The 22,149-nt window shown below is 60.2% G+C and carries 23 protein-coding genes and 1 tRNA gene; 15 read left to right on the top strand and 9 right to left on the bottom strand.

Going from position 1 to position 22,149, the window contains the following annotated elements:
- Positions 1-60 precede the first annotated feature (60 nt).
- Together ABEB22_RS02980 and ABEB22_RS02975 are read right to left on the bottom strand one after the other, a co-directional pair.
- Positions 61-1,023, bottom strand: a complete 963-nt coding sequence (locus ABEB22_RS02980; protein WP_406870783.1) for a VPLPA-CTERM sorting domain-containing protein — start codon at positions 1,021-1,023, stop codon at positions 61-63.
- Between the two features lie 172 nt (positions 1,024-1,195).
- On the bottom strand, positions 1,196-2,794 hold the full coding sequence (locus ABEB22_RS02975; RefSeq protein ID WP_406870782.1) for a phosphoenolpyruvate carboxykinase: 1,599 nt from the start codon (positions 2,792-2,794) through the stop codon (positions 1,196-1,198).
- Positions 2,795-3,149: 355 nt separating this feature from the next.
- Here ABEB22_RS02975 and ABEB22_RS02970 point away from each other — a divergent pair, with 355 nt between their 5' ends.
- Genes ABEB22_RS02970 through ABEB22_RS02940 form a run of 7 tightly spaced genes read left to right on the top strand, consistent with a single transcriptional unit; the run spans position 3,150 to position 8,577 of the window.
- The gene (locus ABEB22_RS02970) at positions 3,150-3,854 is read left to right on the top strand and encodes a response regulator transcription factor (protein ID WP_339114339.1); all 705 of its coding nucleotides are present in this window, start codon (positions 3,150-3,152) and stop codon (positions 3,852-3,854) included.
- A 32-nt stretch (positions 3,855-3,886) separates the two neighbouring features.
- Positions 3,887-5,593 (top strand): sensor histidine kinase, encoded by a 1,707-nt coding sequence (locus ABEB22_RS02965; protein ID WP_339114340.1) that lies wholly within the window; start codon positions 3,887-3,889, stop codon positions 5,591-5,593.
- 3 nt (positions 5,594-5,596) lie between these two features.
- Entirely contained in the window at positions 5,597-6,022 is a 426-nt protein-coding gene (locus tag ABEB22_RS02960) for a serine kinase (RefSeq protein WP_339114341.1), read from the top strand.
- The gene (rapZ, locus tag ABEB22_RS02955) at positions 6,019-6,942 is read left to right on the top strand and encodes an RNase adapter RapZ (RefSeq protein WP_339114342.1); all 924 of its coding nucleotides are present in this window, start codon (positions 6,019-6,021) and stop codon (positions 6,940-6,942) included. Before ABEB22_RS02960 ends, rapZ begins: the two co-directional genes overlap by 4 nt.
- A complete protein-coding gene (locus ABEB22_RS02950; protein WP_339114343.1) occupies positions 6,939-7,361 on the top strand; it encodes a PTS fructose transporter subunit IIA in 423 nt (140 codons plus the stop codon). Before rapZ ends, ABEB22_RS02950 begins: the two co-directional genes overlap by 4 nt.
- Complete coding sequence (locus ABEB22_RS02945) at positions 7,342-7,611, top strand: HPr family phosphocarrier protein (RefSeq protein ID WP_350936174.1); 270 nt, start codon at positions 7,342-7,344, stop codon at positions 7,609-7,611. The genes ABEB22_RS02950 and ABEB22_RS02945 overlap by 20 nt, the downstream gene beginning before the upstream one ends.
- Before the next feature lie 36 nt (positions 7,612-7,647).
- Positions 7,648-8,577 (top strand): acyltransferase, encoded by a 930-nt coding sequence (locus ABEB22_RS02940; protein ID WP_339114468.1) that lies wholly within the window; start codon positions 7,648-7,650, stop codon positions 8,575-8,577.
- A 25-nt stretch (positions 8,578-8,602) separates the two neighbouring features.
- On the opposite strand, the gene ABEB22_RS02935 is transcribed toward ABEB22_RS02940, so the two are convergent.
- Positions 8,603-9,478, bottom strand: a complete 876-nt coding sequence (locus ABEB22_RS02935) for a 3-hydroxybutyryl-CoA dehydrogenase (protein ID WP_339114345.1) — start codon at positions 9,476-9,478, stop codon at positions 8,603-8,605.
- 164 nt (positions 9,479-9,642) lie between these two features.
- On the opposite strand from ABEB22_RS02935, the gene ABEB22_RS02930 reads away from it, so the two are divergent.
- Positions 9,643-10,464: a DUF6473 family protein gene (locus ABEB22_RS02930; RefSeq protein ID WP_406870781.1), complete on the top strand. Its 822-nt coding sequence runs from the start codon at positions 9,643-9,645 to the stop codon at positions 10,462-10,464.
- A gap of 55 nt (positions 10,465-10,519) precedes the next feature.
- On the opposite strand, the gene ABEB22_RS02925 is transcribed toward ABEB22_RS02930, so the two are convergent.
- From ABEB22_RS02925 to ABEB22_RS02905, 5 genes are all read right to left on the bottom strand, one after another.
- Positions 10,520-11,440, bottom strand: a complete 921-nt coding sequence (locus ABEB22_RS02925; RefSeq protein ID WP_349295286.1) for an FAD-binding protein — start codon at positions 11,438-11,440, stop codon at positions 10,520-10,522.
- Entirely contained in the window at positions 11,440-12,198 is a 759-nt protein-coding gene (locus tag ABEB22_RS02920) for an electron transfer flavoprotein subunit beta/FixA family protein (RefSeq protein ID WP_339115380.1), read from the bottom strand. Before ABEB22_RS02920 ends, ABEB22_RS02925 begins: the two co-directional genes overlap by 1 nt.
- Before the next feature lie 155 nt (positions 12,199-12,353).
- Positions 12,354-12,926, bottom strand: a complete 573-nt coding sequence (locus tag ABEB22_RS02915) for a cob(I)yrinic acid a,c-diamide adenosyltransferase (RefSeq protein WP_339114349.1) — start codon at positions 12,924-12,926, stop codon at positions 12,354-12,356.
- Positions 12,927-12,972: 46 nt separating this feature from the next.
- A complete protein-coding gene (locus ABEB22_RS02910) occupies positions 12,973-13,812 on the bottom strand; it encodes an SDR family NAD(P)-dependent oxidoreductase (RefSeq protein WP_406870780.1) in 840 nt (279 codons plus the stop codon).
- Positions 13,813-13,930: 118 nt separating this feature from the next.
- The gene (locus tag ABEB22_RS02905) at positions 13,931-14,503 is read right to left on the bottom strand and encodes an SH3 domain-containing protein (RefSeq protein ID WP_406870779.1); all 573 of its coding nucleotides are present in this window, start codon (positions 14,501-14,503) and stop codon (positions 13,931-13,933) included.
- Positions 14,504-14,662: 159 nt separating this feature from the next.
- Between ABEB22_RS02905 and parC the strand changes: the two genes are divergently transcribed.
- On the top strand, positions 14,663-16,921 hold the full coding sequence (parC, locus tag ABEB22_RS02900; protein ID WP_406870778.1) for a DNA topoisomerase IV subunit A: 2,259 nt from the start codon (positions 14,663-14,665) through the stop codon (positions 16,919-16,921).
- 73 nt (positions 16,922-16,994) lie between these two features.
- Here parC and ABEB22_RS02895 read toward each other — a convergent pair whose 3' ends face one another.
- Positions 16,995-17,846, bottom strand: coding sequence for a DUF533 domain-containing protein (locus ABEB22_RS02895; protein ID WP_406870777.1), 852 nt, complete (start codon positions 17,844-17,846; stop codon positions 16,995-16,997).
- 400 nt (positions 17,847-18,246) lie between these two features.
- Between ABEB22_RS02895 and tuf the strand changes: the two genes are divergently transcribed.
- From tuf to rplA, 6 genes are all read left to right on the top strand, one after another.
- Positions 18,247-19,422 carry an elongation factor Tu gene (gene tuf / locus ABEB22_RS02890; protein ID WP_339114354.1) on the top strand — a complete coding sequence of 392 codons (1,176 nt, stop codon included), beginning with the start codon at positions 18,247-18,249 and terminating at the stop codon, positions 19,420-19,422.
- Positions 19,423-19,639: 217 nt separating this feature from the next.
- Positions 19,640-19,715 (top strand) — tRNA-Trp (locus ABEB22_RS02885).
- A 117-nt stretch (positions 19,716-19,832) separates the two neighbouring features.
- Positions 19,833-20,015 (top strand): preprotein translocase subunit SecE, encoded by a 183-nt coding sequence (secE, locus tag ABEB22_RS02880; RefSeq protein WP_339114355.1) that lies wholly within the window; start codon positions 19,833-19,835, stop codon positions 20,013-20,015.
- Positions 20,016-20,218: 203 nt separating this feature from the next.
- Complete coding sequence (gene nusG, locus ABEB22_RS02875; RefSeq protein ID WP_339114356.1) at positions 20,219-20,761, top strand: transcription termination/antitermination protein NusG; 543 nt, start codon at positions 20,219-20,221, stop codon at positions 20,759-20,761.
- Between the two features lie 84 nt (positions 20,762-20,845).
- Entirely contained in the window at positions 20,846-21,298 is a 453-nt protein-coding gene (rplK, locus tag ABEB22_RS02870) for a 50S ribosomal protein L11 (protein ID WP_339114357.1), read from the top strand.
- 3 nt (positions 21,299-21,301) lie between these two features.
- Positions 21,302-22,000: a 50S ribosomal protein L1 gene (gene rplA, locus ABEB22_RS02865; RefSeq protein ID WP_406870776.1), complete on the top strand. Its 699-nt coding sequence runs from the start codon at positions 21,302-21,304 to the stop codon at positions 21,998-22,000.
- The last annotated feature ends 149 nt before the right edge of the window (positions 22,001-22,149 follow it).

Below are 22,149 nucleotides of genomic sequence, written 5' to 3'. Positions count from 1 at the left end.
TTACCTAGTCCGTGGCCGTCAAAGGAAAAGGGCCGGAAAGCCGGCCCTGACGAAGACGGATCAGGCTGCGGGAAGGGGTGTCCTCTCGCGCCGACGCAATAGAGGCAGTCCCGCAATCGCGCATAGAAGTAACAGGGCACTTGCGGGAAGGGGAACCGCGGGGACCGCGGAAAAGAGATCGCTATCGGAGGAGACGGTTAGACCCTCGGTGGTTGCGAATGCCAGCGCAAGGGTGGATGTCGCTGTGGTTGCTCCCCAAGCAGAGAGATAGGTCCAAAGATCCAGAAATGCGGTTTCGCCATCTTCAAGCCAGATCGTTGTGGTCAGGTCGAAGCTGAACGTATCGCCGAAATCATAGCTGCCATCCGCCAGTATCCCGTCATCGGAGAAGGAATAGGTATCGAGATACTGATAATAGCTGGCGCTATCCGATGAAAAACTCTCGGCCCCGTCCGACAGATAATCCGATGTGTAGAGCGTGAGGCCGGCAATGGCCGAGATGTCCGTATAGGTCGAATTCAGGCGCTGGTAGTAGGTCATGGCCACATCCCCGCTGAAAGTGGCGGAGGCGGTCAGATAGCCGCTGCCGGAAGCCGTCAGAGCTCCATAGATACTGGCACCGGCATAGGCGCCCCAGCCACTGTATTCATAGGCCTCGGTCGTCGGATCGTCGCTGACATCATCATTGCTATACCAGTTCCCAAAGGGCTGTTCCTCGACAGGCATATCGCCTTGGAGGTAGCTGGTGCTGCTTGTAATGGCACCGGTGGACCCATCAATCGCGACCGAAGAGGTTTCCTGCCCTGCAACCGCGCCCCGGCTGCCATAGCCTGTATAGGTGTTGTAGGTGATGTAGTTGCGGGGATTGGTGAGCGTTATATCCGTGCAGCTTACATAGCAATATGCGCTGCCTTCAAACGTGCTTACTTCGGCATAGGTGCTGGCCGCATGGACCGGAGCTGTCAGAACCGGCAGGGCAAGCGCTGCGTAGAGCGCAAAATGTCTGATATGTCTCAGGCGCAATTCTATGTCTCCAAAATGTGTGAAATGCTCGTGGAGATAAGAATGCCTGATGTTTACCTTGGGGCAACAAGTGTTTTGAGAAATTGTTGGCCGAGAGGAATTCAACCCCAGAATGAAAAGATCCCGCCACTTTTTATGGCGGGATCTCCGATGTTTTGCGGGGCTGGTCGGATCAGCCGATCGCGACGGCTTTCACTTCGTCGTCGATATAGGGCACGTATTGCTCGAAATTGTCCGAGAACATCTTCACCAGCTTGGCGGCCTGTGCGTCATAGGCAGCGCCATCCGCCCAGGTGTCGCGCGGGTTCAGTAGTTTGGTGTCCACGCCATCGACCAGAACCGGAACGTCGAAGCCGAAATTCGGATCCTTGCGGAACTGGACCGCCTCGAGCGAGCCGTCGAGAGCCGCATCCAGAAGGGCGCGGGTGGCCTTGATCGGCATCCGCTTGCCTTCGCCGAACTTGCCGCCGGTCCAGCCGGTATTCACCAGCCAGCACGAGGCGCCGTTCTTGGCGATCTTTTCGGCCAGAAGCTTGCCATAGACTTCCGGACGACGCGGCATGAAGGGTGCACCGAAGCAGGTCGAGAAGGTCGGGATGGGTTCCACCACACCGATCTCGGTGCCAGGGGTCTTCGAGGTGAAGCCCGACAGGAAGTGATACATGGCCTGTGCCGGTGTCAGGCGCGCGATGGGGGGCAGGACGCCATAGGCATCGCAGGTCAGCATGATCACATGCTTGGGGTTGCCGCCCACCGAGTCTTCCGAGGCATTCGAGATGTAATGCAGCGGGTAGGCGCAGCGCATGTTATCGGTGATCGAGTTGTCTTCGAAATTGAGATCGAGCGTCTCGGGGTCGAAGGTCATGTTCTCGACCACGGTGCCGAACATGGAGCAGGTCGCGTAGATCTCCGGCTCGGCCTCGGCCGAGAGATTGATCGTCTTTGCGTAGCAGCCGCCCTCGAAATTGAAGATGCCCTTGTCGGACCAGCCATGCTCGTCATCGCCGATCAGCGTGCGCGAGGGGCTTGCCGAAAGCGTCGTCTTGCCGGTGCCCGACAGGCCGAAGAAGATCGCGCTGTCGTCGGGGTTGTCGATGGCATGGTTGGCCGAGCAGTGCATCGCCATGATGTTATTGCCGGGCAGGATATAGTTGAGAAGGGTGAAGACGCCCTTCTTGTTCTCGCCCGAATACTGGGTATTGGCGATCAGGATCAGCTTCTTGGTGAAGTTGAGCGCGATGACCGTTTCCGAGCGGCAACCGTGACGCTCGGGATCGGCCTTGAAGCTGGGGCAGTTCACGATGGTGAATTCGGGGATGAAATCGTCCAGTTCGGAGCGCTCGGGACGGCGCAGCATGGTGCGGATGAACAGGTTGTGCCAGGCGAGCTCGGTCACAACGCGCACGTCGAGACGGTGTTCGGGATCGGCACCGCCGAAGAGATCCTGCACGAAGTAATCGCGGCCTTTCATATGCTCGAGCATATCGGCATGGAGAAGGTCGAACTTGTCCTCCTCCATGGGCGCGTTGTTTTCCCACCAGATGGTGTCTTCGACTTCGGGGGTGCGGACGACGAACTTGTCTTTGGGCGAACGGCCGGTATGGGCGCCGGTGGTGCAATAGAATGCGCCGCCTTTGCCAAGCGTGCCTTCATTGCGTTTCAGCGCTTCTTCGACGAGCGCCGGCTCGATCAGGTTGTAATAGACATTGCCCAGTCCAGAAATGCCTTGATCTTCCAGGCGCTGTGCCGGGTTCACGTGTCCGATGATCATCTGTTGCTCCCGAATGCCGTCGTGGTGCGGCGGTTCAATGGAATCCTCCCGATCCTGCCGGGCCTTGGCCGGATCGCCTTCGGTGCCAGAGATGCACCGGATAATCGACCATATATCACGCTGAAATCTTTAGGGAACACAGGGTGCGCTACCGTTAGCGTTATCATTTACACTTTAGCGCAATCACTTATGTGACAGAAGGACGCAATCTTTGCAGTTAATCTTAAATTGAGGCTTTTCGGATGCAATGGAGGGCGGAATTGCTGCGGGATTGAGCTTCGTGTTGATTCTTCTCGCAGGGGCGTCGATGATGGCCATTAAGTATAACCGTCCGGAAGAATGAGGGTGCAGGCACATGTCGCGGATTGCTTTGGTCGATGATGATCGCAATATTCTTACTTCGGTTGCCATGACTCTCGAGGCCGAAGGGTTCGATGTGGAGACCTATAATGACGGGCAATCGGCGCTGGATGCGTTCAATAAACGCCTGCCCGATATGGCCGTTCTTGATATCAAGATGCCGCGTATGGACGGGATGGACCTGCTGCAGCGTCTGCGCCAGAAGACCCAGATGCCGGTGATCTTCCTGACCTCGAAAGATGACGAGATCGACGAGGTTCTGGGCCTGCGGATGGGCGCCGACGACTATGTAAAAAAGCCTTTCAGCCAGCGGCTTCTGGTCGAGCGTATCCGGGCGCTCCTGCGCCGTCAGGATGCGCTGGAGGGTCGCGTGGAGACGGTGCAGACCGAAGAGACCAAGACGATCACGCGCGGGGCGCTGGTCATGGATCCGCTGCGCCACTCGGTCAGCTGGAAGGGTAAGGATGTGACTCTGACGGTCACCGAGTTCCTGCTTCTTCAGGCGCTGGCACAGCGTCCGGGTTTCGTGAAATCGCGCGATCAGCTGATGGATGTGGCCTATGACGATCAGGTCTATGTCGATGATCGCACGATCGACAGCCATATCAAGCGTCTGCGCAAGAAGATGCGCAGCGTCGACGAGGATTTCTCGGCTATCGAGACGCTGTATGGCATCGGCTATCGTTATAACGAAGAATGAGTATCGCAGGACGGATCGGGTTGAGCCTTGGAATGAGTGCCAGGAAACGGAACAGGGATACGGTGGCTGTCGATCCGGGCGAGGACTTGGTCGCGGGCAAGGGCGCCGTCGACGAGAGCGTGAGCAAACGCCGCGAGACACGTAACCTGATCTCGCTCAACCGCTCGCCGCTTGCGCGAAAGATCATCATCTTCAATCTTCTGGCCATGGTCGTTCTCGTGGCGGGGGTGCTCTATCTCAATCCGTTCCGTGACAGCCTTGTGGTCCAACGCGAGAATGCGATCGTGGTCGAGGCCGAGCTGGTTGCCGATGTGTTCGAGGCGCGTCTGCCCAAGACCGCGCCCGTCAATCTGGCGGCAGGCGACGGGATCGATGTCGTGGATACGCTTTCGGGTATCCAGCTTCCCTCGGGCTCTTCGCTTTATGTCTTCGATGCGGCGGGTAACCTGCTGATCAGCTCGGATGACGTGGTGACCGCTCCCCCTGCCGATGTGACCGGCGGACATGACGATACGCGCTCGACCCTGTTGACCGATCTCCTGAGCCGTGGCTGGGGATGGGCGTCCTCGCTCATCCATGGCGATGAGGAGGGTGCGAAGGTCAGCACGCAGGTCATCGCGCAGGATCTCAATGCCGAGTTGCGTCCCGGTGTTACCCGCATGGATACACGCCGCGATACGTCCGGCGCTACGATTTTCTCTGTTGCAACAGGGATTTACCAGGGCGATCGGATCGTGGGCTCTATCGCGCTGACCTCGGCTGCCGGCGAGATTGACCATCTGGTGCGCGTGGAACGCGAGCAGGTGCTGCAGATGTTTGTCATCGCCATCATCGTCTCGATCGGTCTGTCGCTGGTGCTGGCCTCGACGATCGCCAACCCTATCTCCGATCTGGCGGCGGCGGCCGAGATCGGCGGCGAGCGCCATGCCCGCAAGGTCAGTCCCGCGCGGGTCCGCATCCCCGATCTGTCCGCCCGCCCCGACGAGATCGGACGTCTGTCTGGTGCGCTGCGCGGGATGGTGACGGCGCTTTATGACCGGATCGATGCCAACGAGCAGTTTGCGGCAGATGTCAGCCACGAGATCAAGAATCCGCTGGCGAGCCTGCGCTCTGCCGTGGCCTCGCTGCGGATGGTGAAGAAGGAAGAGCACCGCGAGAAGCTTCTCGATGTGATCGACCACGACGTGCGCCGTCTCGACCGTCTGGTGTCCGATATCTCCAATGCCTCGCGGCTTGATTCCGAGCTGGTCAAGGAGGAGGAAGAGCCCTTCGACCTGATCCATATGGTCGATAATCTCGCGCAGTATCTGGGCGATCAGGCAAAGCAGAAAGGCGTGGATTTCATCATCGATCTGCCCGCCGATCCTATCGTGATCAACGGGTTGGAGGGCCGCCTCGCGCAAGTCTTCGTGAACCTGATCAGCAATGCCATTTCCTTCAGCGAAGAGGGAGATGCGGTGCGTGTCTGGGCCCGCAGGCGCGATCATCGGGTGCTGGTGGTGGTTGAGGATACCGGTCCGGGCATTCCGGAAGAGGCTCTGTCGAAGGTCTTCAAACGCTTCTACTCGCAGCGGCCCGAGGGCCAGTTCGGGGATCATTCGGGGCTCGGTCTGGCGATTTCCAAGCAGATCGTCGAGGCGCATGGCGGCGTGATCTGGGCCGAGAATATCCGCCCGACCGATGCCGATGTGACCTCCGAACCGCTTGGCGCGCGTTTCGTGGTCGGGCTTCCGTTCTGATCCATGAGCGTCCGGCACATCCTGCACGCCAGTTGTGTCGCGCTCGATGCGCAGCGTGCGGTGTTGATCCTCGGGGCATCCGGTACAGGGAAATCCACGCTGGCGCTCAAGCTGATGGCCATTGGCGGGCAGCTTGTGGCCGATGACCGCACCGATCTGACGTTTAGGGATGGTGGCTTATTGGCGCGCGCGCCAGCAGCGATCCGCGGGCGGATCGAGGCGCGCGGTGTGGGTATTCTTGCGGCGGATGTGCTGGAGGAGGCTTTTATCTCACTGGTTGTGGATCTTGACCGGACCGAGACGGAAAGACTGCCGCCGCTGCGAAATATCTCTCTTTATGGGGTGTCGCTGCCCCTTGTGCTGCGCTTGCAACATGGTCATCTTGATGCAGCAATCTGGCAATATCTCAAAGCCGGGAGAGTTGCGTGACCCACCACGCCGAATGTGACACCGAAGATCTGAGCCAGCGCGTTGTGCTGGTCACCGGCCCCTCCGGGGCAGGGCGGTCGACCGTGATCGCGGCACTGGAGGATCTGGGCTACGAGACTATCGACAACCTGCCGCTCTCGATGGTGCCAAGAGTGCTTGACGGGCCGGTATTGCAGCCCATCGCACTGGGGATCGATGTACGCAACCGCGAGTTCAGCGCGACGCGCCTTATCGAGCTGATCGACCGGTTGACGCGGGAGCCGAAGATCCAGCTGGAAGTTCTGTATATGGATGCGCGGCCCGATGTGCTGCAGCGGCGCTATTCCGAAACGCGCAGGCGTCATCCGCTCTCGCCCGATGATGCGCCCGAAGAGGGCATCCTGCGCGAGATCGACCTTCTGGTGCCGATCCGCGCCCGTGCCGATATCCTCATCGACAGTTCGGCGATGACGGTCCATGATGCACGCGCCGAGATCAACCAGCTGTTCGATCAGCGCAAGACGGCGGGGCTGGCGGTATCGGTGCATAGTTTCAGCTACAAACGTGGCGTGCCGCGAGGGCTCGATATCATGTTCGATTGCCGGTTTCTGGCCAACCCGCATTGGCAGCCCGAACTGCGCCCAAAGGACGGGCGCGATGCTGCGGTGGCGGACTATGTCACACATGATCCACGCTATCGTGAATTCTTCGACAGGGTGATGGGGCTTCTTCTTTTCACTTTGCCTGCCCATGTTGAGGAAGGAAAAACACATTTGGCTGTAGGCTTTGGATGTACTGGGGGTAAACATCGCTCTGTTGCCCTTACGGAATCGGTTTCTGGTGCTCTTGCAGAGGCCGGTTGGCATGTGTCTAAACGGCACAGAGAGTTGGAACGGCGCGGGCTCGAACTGCCCGCCTCTGGAACGGGAAACGGCGCTTGATCGGAATCGTGATTGTCGCTCATGGTGGTTTGGCCCGCGAGTATCTCGCGGCGGTGGAGCATGTCGTGGGGCCCCAGCAGGGCATCCGTGCCATCACCATCGAGGATGGCCATGATCGGGCCGAAAAACAGATCGAGATCAGGGCGGCAGCCGATGCGGTGGATAGCGGTTTCGGGGTCGTGGTCGTAACCGATATGTTTGGGGCCTCGCCATCCAATCTCAGCCTGAAAGCCTGTGAGAATTGCGAGCGCGAGATCATTTATGGTGCGAATTTGCCACTATTGATCAAGCTTGCGAAGTCCAGAAGCCTCGGCGTACACGCCGCGGTGGAGGCAGCACTTGATGCAGGACGCAAATATATCAATAGTTACTCTGCCTATGGGAGCAGGGAAGGAATGCATGGCGCATCAGGAGCTTAAGATCATCAACGAGAAGGGGCTGCACGCGCGGGCCTCGGCAAAATTCGTTGAGATCGTTGAAAGATTTGACGCTCGGGCCGAAGTGTCCAAAGATGGCATGAGCGTGTCGGGCGACTCGATCATGGGGCTTCTCATGCTGGCTGCTTCACGTGGAACGTCCATCGAGGTCACCACAACGGGAGCCGAAGCCGAGGCGCTGATGACGGCTCTTGCGGAACTGGTTGCCGATTATTTCGGCGAGGGGTTCTGACCCCGCCACCTGACGAAGAGGCCTGTCGTGAACCAGATGCAACAGACCGATTTACAAACGCCTGATGATGGCAAAGGCAGATCGGTCCTGTCCTCGGGGAGTGCAGCGCAGGATATCCGGACAGATGACGGTTTCCAGACCGTTCAGAAACCCTATGACAAACGCCGTCTGTCCTATGCGGGCACCTTCACCAACCCATTCAAACGCGCGGTGATCCGCACAATCGAATGGGGCACCGCCAAGCTGCATATCCTGCGTATAATCCGCAAGTTCGAGGCGCGCGGCATCCCCGAAGGACAGGCGTTCTGGGCGCAGGCGCTCGATGTCATGGGGATCACTGTCACCACTCCCGAGGCGGAGATCATGCGAATTCCCCCCACTGGCCCTCTGGTGATCGTGGCGAACCATCCGCATGGGCTGGTGGATGGGATGGTGCTGGCCGAGGTGATCGGGCGGGTGCGCACCGATTACAAGATCCTCACACGCAACCTTCTGACAGGCCTGCCAGAAATCGCGCCTTTCATGATCCCTGTGCCCTTTGCCCATGAGGCGGATGCGCGGGAGGAAGGGCTGAAGATGCGCGCGGATGCAATGCTGCATCTCAAGCGCGGCGGCTGTATCGTGTTATTTCCCGCAGGGTCTGTGGCGGCCTCCGAGAGCTTTTTCGGGCCGGTGGTCGAGAAGGAATGGAACCCGTTTACCGCCAAGATGGTCGCACGGTCCAGGGCGCAGGTTCTGCCGGTCCGTTTCCCGACGCATAACTCGCGGCTCTACCAGATCGCGAACCAGCTATCGGCGACGCTACGTCAATCTTTGCTTCTTTACGAGATCCGTGCCGCCTTCAACAAGCCGCAGCGCCCGATCATCGGCCATGTCAGATCACCCGAGGAGATGGCGGATGCGCTGAAGACTCCGCGCCAATGGCTCGCCGATATGCGTGAGGAGGTGCTCTCGCTGAAAGAATGAAGCCCGGCCAGAGCCGGGCTTTTGTTCAGCGGGTCGGGACGGGTGTCTCGCCGCGGTAATCATAGAACCCGCGACCGGATTTCCGGCCGAGCCAGCCGGCCTCGACATATTTCGTCAGAAGCGGACAGGGGCGGTATTTGGTATCGGCCAGCCCGTCATGCAGCACATTCATGATCGCCAGACAGGTGTCGAGCCCGATGAAATCCGCAAGCTCCAGCGGGCCCATCGGATGGGCGGCACCGAGCTTCATCGACTGGTCGATGGAGATCACATTGCCCACGCCCTCATAGAGCGCATAGACCGCCTCGTTGATCATCGGGATCAGGATACGGTTGACGATGAAGGCAGGGAAATCCTCGGCACTGGCATGGGTTTTGCCAAGTTTATCAACGACCTCTTTCAGGGCATTGAAGGTCTTTTCATCGGTCGCGATGCCGCGGATCAGCTCGACCAGTTGCATCACCGGCACCGGGTTCATGAAATGCACGCCCATGAATTTCTCGGGGCGGTCGGTCCGCGAGGCAAGCCGCGTGATGGAGATCGAGGAGGTGTTCGAGGCCAGGATGGTATGCGGTGCGAGATGCGGCACGAGATCCTCGAAAATCGCGGATTTCACCGACTCGCGCTCGGTCGCGGCCTCGATAATCAGATCCATCGGTCCGAGATCGGTCAGGGTGAGGGTCGTCGTGACACGCGACAGGGCTGCATCACGCTCCTCGGCGGAAATTTTTTCACGTGAAACCTGCCGGTCGAGATTCTTGCGAATCGTGGCGATCCCCTTGTCCAGACCGTCCTGTGAAATGTCGTTCAGCAGCACGTCAAATCCGGCAAGCGCGAAAACATGGGCGATCCCGTTGCCCATCTGTCCCGCGCCTACGATGCCAACTGTCTGAATCGTCATGGCGATCTCCCTCTCTCTTCTGCACCTGCACAGTAGGGCGGCGAGGGCTTTCGCCGCAAGGGGAAAGCTTATGGTCAACCCTCTATGCCAAATTTTCACCTTAGTGGTTTGGTAATGGGTTTATTGCAGACTGCCTTTGGGTGATTTTGAGACTGAGGTGGGAGATGGCCTTTGAATATCCGGGCGAGGGCGCCCTAGATTACTTCCCGTGCCGTTACGGGAAATCCAAACTATTGTTCCGTGGGCCACGTCGACGGCTGGATGTGCCTTTTGTCTCTGCAATCGGCGGCTCCGAAACCTACGGCAAGTTCGTGGAAAATCCATGGCCGGAGCTTGTCGAAGAAAAAATCGGCATGCAGGTCGTGAATTTCGGCTATCTGAATGCGGGGGTCGATGTGTTCTTGCACGAGCCGCAGATGAGCGAAATCCTTCAGAAGTCGCATGTGAGTGTGATCCAGCTGATGGGCGCGCAGAATATGTCGAACCGCTTCTATGCCGTGCATCCCCGTCGGAACGATCGCTTCCTGCGGGCGTCGAATCTGATGCGCGCGGTTTTCAATGATATCGACTTTACGGAATTCAACTTCACCCGGCATATGCTGACAGCTCTGCATCGCCGTGCGCCGGACCGTTTCGAGGCGCTCGCGCAAGAGTTGCAGATGGCTTGGGTGTCGCGGATGAACAAGCTTCTGGACCGTATCCCGGGCCGTAAGGTGCTGCTGTCGCTGCATGATTACACCGACCCCTCGCAAGGGGACTCGCTTGGACCGGAGCCGCTGCTGGTCTCACCCGAGATGCTGGATCAGATACGCGGTCGTGCAGATGTGGTCGTGGCGATCGAACCGTCGATGAAAGCGCGGCGGTCTGGCACGGAAGGTATGCATTTTGCAGCTATGGAAGAGCCCGCGGCTCTGACGATGCCTGGCCCGCTTGTGCATGAAGAGATTGCCGAGGCTCTGGCGCCGGTTCTGGCAAAAATGATCTAAGCGCAGGCACTGACCGGCGCAGTCAAAAGGGGGCCTTTCGGCCCCCTTTCTTGTCTCAGACCTTGGAGGTCAATTCCGGCACGGCGGCGAAGAGATCTGCCACGAGGCCGTAATCGGCGATCTGGAAGATCGGGGCTTCCTCATCCTTGTTGATCGCGACGATCACCTTGGAATCCTTCATGCCGGCAAGGTGCTGGATCGCGCCCGAGATGCCGCAGGCGATGTAGAGATCGGGGGCCACGACCTTGCCGGTCTGGCCCACCTGCCAGTCGTTGGGGGCAAAGCCCGAGTCGACGGCCGCGCGCGAGGCGCCAACAGCCGCCCCCAGCTTGTCCGCCAGCGTTGAGATGATGGCGAAGTCCTCTTCCGAACCCACGCCACGGCCACCCGAGACGACGATCTTGGCGCTTGTCAGTTCGGGGCGGTCCGAGGCCGCCACGCGGTCCTCGACCCAAGACGACAGGCCCTTGTCGCCAGCGGCTTGACCTGCCTCGACCGGCGCCGCGCCACCGGCTGCGACTGCGTCAAACGAGGCCGTGCGCACGGTCAGCACCTTGGTCGCGTCTTTCGATTTCACCGTCTGGATGGCATTGCCCGCATAGACGGGGCGCTCGAAGGTGTCGGCGTCAACCACCGCCGTCACATCCGAGATCACCATCACATCCAGAAGGGCGGCCACACGCGGCAGCACGTTCTTGGCCGAGGCGGTCGAGGGCGCCACGATATGGCTGAACCCGCCCGCCATGCTGACGACCAGATCAGCCAGCGGCTCGGCCAGACCATGGGCATAGGCCGCATCATCGACATTGAGCACTTTCGCCACGCCCGACAGGCCCGCCACAGGGGCCGCGTCCACGCCGGAACCCGCCACGAGAACAGTCACTTCGCCCAGAGCCGCAGAGGCCGTCAGCGCTTTGGCGGTCGCGTCGAGCGCAACCTCTTTACCCGCGATTTCCGCGATCAGAAGAACAGCCATCACAGAGCTCCCGCTTCTTTGAGTTTCGCCACCAGCTCGTCAACCGACCCGACCTTGACGCCCGCCGCACGGCCCGCAGGCTCGGCGGTCTTCACGATCTCCAGACGCGGGGCAACATCGACGCCGTAATCGGCGGCGGTCTTTGCCTCGAGCGGTTTTTTCTTGGCTTTCATGATGTTGGGCAGCGAGGCATAGCGCGGCTCGTTCAGGCGCAGATCGGCAGTGATGATCGCCGGCAGCTTGACCTTGATGGTCTGCAACCCGCCATCGACCTCGCGCGTGACCTGTGCTTCGTCACCGGTGATCTCCACCGACGACGCAAAGGTCGCCTGAGACCAGCCCAGCAGGGCCGAGAGCATCTGGCCCGTCGCGTTCATGTCGTTATCGATGGCCTGCTTGCCGGCGATCACCAGACCCGGGGCCTCTTCGGCCACCACCTTGGCAAGGATCTTGGCTACGGCCAGCGGCTCGATGTCGGTATGCACGTCATCGGCCGCTTCCACGAGGATCGCGCGATCCGCCCCCATCGCCAGCGCCGTGCGTAGCGTGTCCTGCGCCTGCTTCACGCCCACGGAGACCACCACGATCTCCGAGACCGCGCCCTTCTCCTTCAGACGGATCGCCTCTTCCACGGCAATCTCGTCGAACGGGTTCATCGACATTTTCACATTCGCAAGATCGACACCGCTCCCATCCGCCTTCACGCGGACTTTCACGTTATAATCAATCACGCGCTTGACGGGTACGAGGACCTTCATAAGCGTGGTGCTCCCTTTATTTAATAATCCCTTGCGGGGCTTCGTGGAGTTTCATGGGTAGTGTTACAACGCGGTGATACAGAGAAACAGGGGAAAACCGACCCCCCAGAGCTTCGCTGCGGCATGGGTTGACCATGGCCTCTCCGCGGCATGTTTCACCGGTTGGCGCCAGGAACCCAGAGGATATCTGCGCGCCCCTCATCATTGGCCATGCGCGATGCCGCGAAGAGCCAGTCCGAAAGCCGGTTGAGATATTTGAGGCAATCAGGGGTGAGCGTGGCCTCTGCCATCAGGGCCACGGCTTCGCGTTCTGCGCGGCGCGCGACGGTGCGTGCGTGATGGAGATGTGCAGCGCAGGCCGTGCCTCCGGGCAGGATAAAGCTCTTGAGTGGCTCCAGCACTGCGGTCATCGCGTCGATTTCGGTCTCCAACCTGTCGGTCTGCTGGGCCGTAATGCGCAAAACCTCATATCCCGCCTCGTTGTCCAGCTCGGGGTGAGGGCGGGCCAGATCGGCGCCCAGATCGAAGAGATCATTCTGGATGCGGGCAATCTGCGTCTCAAGCCCGCCCTCTGCATGCAGCCGCGCAAGGCCCAGAACGGCGTTCAGTTCGTCGACCGTGCCGTAGCAGTTCACGCGGGCCGATGATTTGGCAACACGTTGTCCATCAACGAGCGCTGTTTCGCCATCATCACCCGTGCGTGTGTATATTTTATTCAGAACGACCATAAAGTGCCTCTTTTTGATCAAATCCGTAGCGAATCTATACGAGAGATCAGCCCTTGCTTGCAAGCCAGTCCAGAGCGTTAACCGGTAGAATGCGCCGTGCAATTGCCATGATGTGGGTCGGGACAGTGATCGCGTAGCGTGCGCGGGGGCGGGGGGCCTCGAGCGCCTGCAGGATTTTTGCGGTCACGGCCGATGCAGGGAGCTCGAACCGGTCGGGGTCCTTTTTCGGCTCGTAGAGGCGCTTGAGCAGGCTCGCCTCGTATTGCGCGCGTCGGGGCGAGGCACGCCAGTTGATCCAGCGCTCGAAATGCGGGATGGAATTGGCGCGGATGCGCGAAGTGATCGGGCCCGGCTCGATCAGGATGAATTTGATCCCCGTATCCCTCATTTCCTGCCGCATGACATCGGTGAGGCCTTCAAGGGCGAATTTCGTCGAGACATAGGCCGCGCGCCAGCGCACCCCGACCAGCCCCAGCACGGAGGAGCATTGCAGGATCCGGCCTTCGCCATTGCTCCCCTGCTGGCGCATCACCTTTATGGCGCGGCAGGTCAGATCGTGCAGGCCGAAGAGATTGGTTTCGAAGATTTCGCGCAGGGCGCCCGCGGGCAGGTCCTCGGCCGCGCCGGGGCAGGCGAAGGCTGCATTATTATAGAGCGCGTCGAGCCGTCCGCCGGTCAGTTCCATCGCCTGTGCGAAGCCGGCGTCGATGGAGGCGGGGTCGGCCATGTCCATCTGCACGCAGCTCAGACCTTCCTGACGCAATCTTTCGCAATCCTCGGTTTTGCGCGCGCTGGCGATGACCTTCCAGCCCGCGGCTGTCAGCCCGTGCGCGGCGTCATAGCCGATACCGGACGAGCAGCCGGTGATGAGGATTGTCTTTGTCATTGCGTGTCTCCCTTGGAAGCTAAGGAGTAGGGACTGGGGAGGCATGGCGCAAGAGAAAGCCGCAGAGAGTATCTGCGGCTTGCGGAGCGGGTCGGGGGAGTAGGAAATGGTCGGGATATCAGTTCGAGGGGCTCAGGAATTTCTTGGAGACCCAGCCATTGACGCCGTCACCCTCGATCCGAATATGCGCCCAATTCCCTTTTTGCGCCACGATCAGGACTTCCTCGCCGCGCGTGACGCCATCCACGCGCTGATAGGAGGTCGCGGGACCCGAGCGCACGTTCAGCGCGGCCGCGGTCACCCGCCAGAGGGCACCGGCAGGTGCAGCGGCGGTCTCGGGCTCGGCGCTGCGGTATTGCGGCGAGCTGCGCAGGGCGGAGGCGTTGGTCACTTTCGGGAAGGTGCGGGTGATGGCGGGCTCTTGCGGTGCCGCGACCGCCGCGTGTGGGGTGGGCGCGGGGGCATCAAGGGATTCGCTATCGGGTAGGGTTGCCGCCGCAGCGGCCGTGATCAGCGTCGCGCGGTTGCTCTCTTCGGTGGCAACGGCTTTCTGGATCAGCACGGGGTTTGTCTGGCTGTCGCTTGCGCTGGCCTGTAGCACGGGTTGTGGTGCGGCCGGATCGTCGTCACGACCAAAAATGACAAGCACCAGAAAAAATGCGACCAACGTGTTGACGACGAGTTTCAACATAAGAATTTCCCCCTTTCGCCAGAGGGTTATCTACCCTCGGCGAGAATAACGTGCCCGTGAAGCTGTTCGGGGGAGCAACGCGTCAACCCACCGTCGGTTCCGCATCGGCGAAAATTTGCTGCTGGACCGGAGGTCATCACCGCTTTAGAGATTTTTCCCATGAGCGAGCATGATGATGAGATTCCTTCGGCGCTGTCCTCCGAGCCGTTAAGCCGTGCAATCGGCGACCGGTATCTGACCTATGCGCTGTCCACGATCATGCACCGGGCGCTGCCCGATGCACGAGACGGGCTGAAACCCGTGCATCGCCGCATTCTGTATGCGATGCGCGAACTGAAACTGTCCTCCACCGGAGGGTTCCGGAAATCGGCGAAGATTTCCGGTGACGTGATGGGCAACTATCACCCCCATGGCGATGCGGCGATCTATGATGCGATGGCGCGTCTGGCGCAGGATTTTGCCATGCGCTACCCGCTTGTCGATGGCCAGGGGAACTTCGGCAATATCGATGGCGATAACCCCGCTGCCTCGCGCTATACGGAAGCGCGGATGGCCAAGCCCTCGGAAAGCCTTCTTGAAGGGCTGGCCGAGAACGCGGTCGATTTCCGTCCCAATTACGATGGCACGCTGGAAGAGCCGGTGGTCCTGCCCGCCGCCTTCCCGAACCTGCTGGCCAATGGCGCCTCGGGGATTGCCGTGGGGATGGCAACCAATATCCCTCCGCATAATCTCGACGAACTGGTCGATGCCTGCCTCGAGATGATCCGCAAGCCGGATATCGAGGATGACCGGCTGGTCGATTACATTCCGGGGCCGGATTTTCCGACGGGCGGCGTGATCGTCGAGCCCAAGGAGCATATCCTGACCGCCTATCGCACGGGGCGCGGCGCGTTCCGGCTGCGGGCCAAATGGGAGGTCGAGGATCTTGGCCGTGGCCAATGGCAGGTGATCGTTACCGAGATCCCCTATCAGGTGCAGAAATCCAAGCTCATCGAGCGTCTGGCCGAAGTCATCCAGACCAAGAAAGTGCCGGCGCTGGCCGATGTGCGCGACGAATCCGCCGAGGATATCCGCATCGTTCTGGAGCCCAAGACCAAGACCGTCGCGCCCGAGATGCTGATGGGGATGCTGTTCCGGAACTCGGATCTCGAGGTCCGGTTCTCGATGAACATGAACGTGCTGATCGACGGGCGGGTGCCCAAGGTCTGCTCGCTCAAGGAAGTGCTGCGGGCGTTTCTGGACCATCGCCGCGATGTGCTCTGCCGCCGCAGCCAGCATCGTCTGGACAAGATCGCGCACCGGCTCGAGGTGCTCAACGGCTATATCATCGCCTATCTCAACCTCGACCGTGTGATCGAGATCATCCGCACCGAGGACGAGGCCAAGCCCGCGCTCATGCGCGAGAACTGGGCCGTGACCGATGGAGAAGCGGTGTTCCTGACGGAAGTGCAGGCCGAGGCGATCCTGAACATGCGCCTGCGGTCCTTGCGTCGTCTCGAGGAGATGGAGCTGCGGCAGGAACGCGACAACCTTCTGGCCGAACGGGCGGGGCTCGAGGAACTGCTGGGCTCCGAGAAGTTGCAGTGGAAAGCCATCGGCACCGAACTGAAGGACATGCGCAAGCTCTTCGGCAAAGGCACTGCGATCGGCGCGCGCCGCACCCATTTCGGCGCGGCAGGCGAGGTCGAGGAGGTGCCGATCGAGGCGATGATCGAGCGCGAGCCGATCACCGTGATCCTGTCCAAGATGGGCTGGATCCGCGCCATGAAGGGGCATAACGCCCTTGATGCGGAGGTGAAGTTCAAGGACGGTGACGGGCCGCGCTTCGCGCTCCATGCCGAGACCACCGACCGGATCGTTATGCTGGGGGCCAATGGCCGCGCCTATACCGTGCTGGGGGCCAATCTCCCCGGCGGGCGGGGTATGGGCGAGCCTGTCCGCCTGATGGCAGACATCCCGAACGAGGTGGAGATTACCCATGTTCTGGTGCCGAAAGAGGGCGAGAAATATCTGCTGGCCTCATCGGCAGGGGACGGGTTCATCTGTCCTGCCGAAGAACTGATTGCCCAGACCAAGAGCGGCAAGCAGGTGCTCAATGTCAAGGCACCCGATCAGACTGCGGCCTGTAAGCTTGTCGAAGGCGATATGGTTGCCGTGGTGGGCGAGAATCGCAAGGTGCTAGTCTTCCCGATCGACGAGCTGCCCGAGATGTCCAAGGGCAAGGGCGTGCGGCTGCAGAAATACAAGGATGGCGGCCTGTCCGATATCCGCACATTCAACGCAGCCGACGGTCTGAGCTGGAAGGATCCGGCGGGGCGCACACGGAGCGAGAGCGATCTTTCGGAATGGGCAGCCAAGCGGGCAACCGCGGGCCGTATGGCCCCGCGCGGCTTCCCGCGCGACAACAAGTTCAACTGAGGACATGTCTCGGATGGATGTGGAAAAGGCGGCCTTTCGGGCCGCCTTTTTATTTGTCGTATCGGTCGGCTCTTCAGGCCGCAACCAGAAGGGGGGCTACGCCCAGCTCTTTATGGACCTTTTCGATGACCGCCTCGGGCAGGCCGAGCGCATCTGCAAACGCTTCGAGATAGGCGATGTCTTTCGGCTGGTCGGGGTCGATGGCCATGACCGACATCGCGTAGGCCTGCGGCTCAAGGCCCGAGGGCACCTTCAGGCTCAGGCGCTCGATGTCGATCAGCGCTTCGAGGATATGTTTCACGAAGGCCCGCTCGTCGCCATGCATGCCGTCGAGCTTGGCCAAAAGCTTGTCGCGCTCGGGCTGGTCGATCACCTCGTCGGCCTTGGCGGCTTGCAGCAATGCCTTCACCAGAACGGCGGCGGCAACATTCTGGGCGGGCGAAGGCTTTTTCCACGGTTCCGAGCCGCTTGCGAAGGCCGCGTTCAGTTCCTCGCCAAAGGAACGTTCGGACGTCACGCGCTGCGCGGGCGTCTTGCCAAGGCATTCACTACTGGTGGTCTCGGAGAGCTGCTCGAGAAGCTTGCCCAGACCGCCGCGCTTGCCGCACATGTCACGCGCGAGTTGCGAGATCGCGTCGGACATGCCGCCGCTTCCGGCCGAGCTGGAGCGGTGGCGCACCAGCGAGGCGCTCCGCCCGAGCCGCTCCAGCATGGCACCCATGCTATAGCCACTGAACTGGTAGAGGTGGTTTATTTTGCCACCCAGCAATGCGGCGAGGCGCTCTTCGAAATCGCCCTGCGCATCGCCGTTCAAAAGACCACCCGATCCGCCCAACTCGCCTCTGGCCGCACGGGCAAGGTTCGAGCCGCCTTTCGCTTGGGCGATCCCGAGCGTTACCTTGGCGAGTGTTCCGACGAATGACATGATGGCCTCCTGCAGTGTCACATGTAACGAGTCTATGTCGGGACCTACCAAAAGTCAGCGGGTCGGGTTCCTGCTGAGTGGGTGTGTGGCGCGGCTGCTACGCGGAAAGCTGCCATTTACGGGGTATTTTTGGCCATTATGCTCAAAGATCAGGCAGCGATGGCCAAATTGGTGGCGTTTACGCCTATGCGTCCGCGCCCGCCCGCGCGCTTTTGTCGCGCCCGCTCTCCAAGCGCTGCCCTGACTCGGTATCCGCGCCCATTCAGGCGCAGGAAAACTATCGGTGAAAGCGACGGGAATCTGCTTATCGCGCTTGATTTTTCTGCTGTAGGGAAATATCTAGCCCGCGATATTGTCACGGGCCTTCAGACGGCCCCCCAAACCAGAGGCGTCCCGCGAGATGGCAAAGGCAAAGTTTGAACGTAACAAACCGCACGTTAACATCGGCACGATCGGCCACGTTGACCACGGCAAAACCACGCTGACCGCAGCAATCACCAAGTATTTCGGTGACTTCAAGGCCTACGACCAGATCGACGGCGCACCGGAAGAAAAAGCACGCGGCATCACCATCTCGACCGCACACGTCGAGTATGAGTCGGAAAACCGCCACTACGCGCACGTCGACTGCCCCGGCCACGCTGACTATGTTAAGAACATGATCACCGGTGCGGCACAGATGGACGGCGCGATCCTCGTTGTGAACGCAGCTGACGGCCCGATGCCGCAGACCCGCGAGCACATCCTGCTCGGCCGTCAGGTCGGCATCCCGACCATGGTTGTTTACCTGAACAAGGTTGACCAGGTTGACGACGAAGAGCTGCTGGATCTGGTCGAGATGGAAGTCCGCGAGCTTCTGTCGTCCTACGACTACCCCGGCGACGATATTCCGATCGTCAAAGGTTCGGCACTTGCAGCCCTCGAAGGCCGCGATCCGGAAATCGGCGAGAACTCGATCCGCGCGCTCATCGCAGCCGTTGACGACTTCATCCCGACCCCGGCACGTGCTGTTGACCAGCCCTTCCTGATGCCGATCGAAGACGTGTTCTCGATCTCGGGCCGTGGTACCGTTGTGACCGGTCGTGTCGAGCGCGGCGTGATCAACGTTGGCGACGAACTCGAAATCGTCGGTATCCGCGACACCAAGAAAACGACCTGCACCGGTGTGGAAATGTTCCGCAAGCTGCTGGATCGTGGTGAAGCAGGCGACAACATCGGCGCCCTGCTGCGCGGTATTGACCGTGAAGGCGTTGAGCGTGGTCAGGTTCTGTGCAAGCCGGGTTCGGTCAAGCCGCACACCAAGTTCGAAGCAGAAGCCTATATCCTCACCAAAGAGGAAGGTGGCCGTCACACGCCGTTCTTCGCGAACTACCGTCCGCAGTTCTACTTCCGTACCACGGACGTCACCGGGACCGTTACGCTGCCGGAAGGCACCGAGATGGTTATGCCGGGCGACAACCTGAAGTTCGAAGTCGAACTGATCGCCCCGATCGCCATGGAAGATGGTCTGCGCTTCGCAATCCGCGAAGGTGGCCGTACCGTTGGTGCAGGCGTTGTGTCGAAAATCCTCGCATAATCCCACGCGGATCATGTGATCTACGGAAGGGCGGCCAACAGGCCGCCCTTTTGCTTTGCCCGCCCTGCTGATGCGAACGGGCAGGGGATTAGTGTTTTTTCCGAGGCGCTTGGCGAAGGCGGGACCTGCGGGAAAAAGAATTTCGGGGATTGGTCGAAAACCTTGAAATACCCCCTTGCTTTCCTCTCTGCGGGTCTGTATCTCCCGCTCACGGCCTAGGGGTATAGCTCAGTTGGTAGAGCATCGGTCTCCAAAACCGAGGGTCGCGGGTTCGAGTCCCTCTGCCCCTGCCAGTCCTTTCCTTCGATGAAGCGCTCATGTAGGCAGGCTGGTGACGGTCGGCGCTACGGGAACGTAGCGACGCGTGAATGTAGCCCGCCTGTTTCGGGCGACTAGAGGAAGATGGCATAATGGCAAATCCCCTTCGGTTCTTGCAGCAAGTGCGTTCTGAAACGGCCAAGATTTCGTGGCCTTCGCGTCGTGAAGTGGTGCTGACTTCGGTCATGGTGCTCGTGCTGACGGCGCTGACCGCGTTGTTCTTCTCGGGCGTGGATTTCGTGATCCGGCTTGGTGTCGGTCAGCTGATCGGCTGATCCTCCACTCCGGGCGCTATGGGGTTGAAAAGCTCCCGTAGCGTCTGTATGGGAGCATGACTCTCCGGAAAAGGGCGTGCATCGATTCGGATCGTGCGCGCTCGTTTTGTTTCGGTGTCGCGTCTGGGCCAGTTGGCTGGGGCAGGGCAAAATGGGAATTCGCGGCGTTCGAAGCGCCGGTTAAGGAAAAGGCAGGCTCGAGCATGGCGAAGCGTTGGTATTCGGTAATGGTTCTCTCGAATTTCGAGAAGAAGGTTGCCGAGCAGATCCGGCAGTCTGTTGTCGAGAAGGGCCTTGAGGAAGAGATCGAGGAAGTCCTCGTTCCGACCGAAGAAGTGATCGAAGTGCGCCGTGGCAAGAAAGTCACCTCCGAGCGCCGCTTCATGCCGGGCTATGTGCTCGTGCGTATGGATATGACGGATCAGGGCTACCACCTGATCAACTCGACCAACCGGGTGACCGGGTTCCTCGGTCATCAGGGTAAGCCGATGCCGATGTCGGACGCCGAGGTGGACCGGATGCTGAACCGTGGTGGCAGTGCCTCTTCCGAGAAGGCCGAGCCGCGCAGCCTGATCACCTTCGAGGTGGGCGAGAATGTGAATGTGACCGACGGGCCCTTCGAGGGCTTCTCGGGTATGGTCGAGGAAGTTGACGACGCTGCGAGCCGCCTGAAGGTGACGGTCTCGATCTTCGGTCGTCCGACCCCGGTCGAACTGGAATTCACTCAGGTGCAGAAAATCGCCTGAGGGATGTGGGAGGTGTCGGGAATGAGCCCGCGCCGCGACCACTAAACTTGCCCCCGTGGGGCAGAGTGATGAAGGAGAAGCCAAATGGCTAAGAAAGTGATTGGGCAGCTGAAGCTGCAAATCGCAGCGGGTTCCGCGAACCCGTCCCCGCCCGTCGGCCCGGCACTGGGTCAGCGCGGCATCAACATCATGGAATTCTGCAAGGCGTTCAACGCCAAGACGCAGGAAATGGACAAGCAGGCGAAGATCCCGACGGTCATCACCTACTATGCCGACAAGTCGTTCACCTTCGAAGTGAAACAACCGACTGCGTCCTTCTTCATCAAGCAAGCCGCTGGCCTGAAGCCGGTTGGCAAGCGTAACCGCCCGAAGGGTTCGGTTGCACCGGGTCGTGAAGTTGCTGGCACCATCACCGCCGCACAAGTGCGCGCGATTGCTGAAGCAAAAATGTCTGATCTGAACGCCAACGACATCGAAGGCGCGATGAACATCATCCTCGGCTCCGCGAAGTCGATCGGTATCGAGGTGAAAGGCTAAGTCATGGCAAAGCTCGGTAAACGCACCAAAGCCGCTCGCGAAGCATTCGCAGGCAAAGAACTGATCTCGGTTGAAGACGCCGTTGCACTGGTGAAAGCCAATGCAAAAGCGAAATTCGACGAGACGCTCGAAATCGCTCTGAACCTCGGCGTTGACCCGCGTCACGCAGACCAGATGGTCCGCGGCGTGGTCTCGCTGCCGAACGGCACCGGTAAAACGGTCCGTGTTGCTGTCTTCGCTCGCGGCCCGAAAGCCGACGAAGCCAAAGCAGCTGGCGCGGATATCGTTGGCGCAGAAGACCTGATGGAAACCATCCAGTCGGGCAAGATCGAATTCGATCGCTGCATCGCGACCCCGGATATGATGCCGATCGTCGGTCGTCTGGGCAAGATCCTCGGCCCGCGCAACCTCATGCCGAACCCCAAAGTCGGCACCGTGACCATGGACGTGAAAGCGGCCGTGGAAGCAGCCAAGGGCGGCGAAGTCCAGTTCAAAGTCGAGAAAGCCGGTGTAATCCACGGCGGTATCGGCAAGATCTCCTTCACCGAAGAGCAACTGGTCCAGAACGTTCGTGCATTCGTCGAGGCAGTTGCCAAAGCGAAGCCCGCGGGCGCCAAAGGCAACTACATGAAGAAAGTCTCGATCTCCTCGACCATGGGTCCGGGCGTATCGGTAGACCTCGCTTCGGCAACCGGCAACTAAGCCCGGGTTGCATCGGATAGGGAAGGGCGGTCCTCGGGCCGCCCTTTCTATTTGAAAACATCCGTGAGCTGAGAAATTAAGGCTTCACAAAAGCTGCGTTCAGGTGTAGGAACGCAGCCTGTTGCACCGCTGACCGCTTGGTCAAGGTG

The organism is Thioclava sp. 'Guangxiensis', assembly GCF_045348365.1.
GTDB lineage: Bacteria > Pseudomonadota > Alphaproteobacteria > Rhodobacterales > Rhodobacteraceae > Thioclava > Thioclava kandeliae.
The sequence above is the reverse complement of the archived record's forward strand: the minus strand, read 5'-3'. Positions and strand labels throughout refer to the sequence as shown.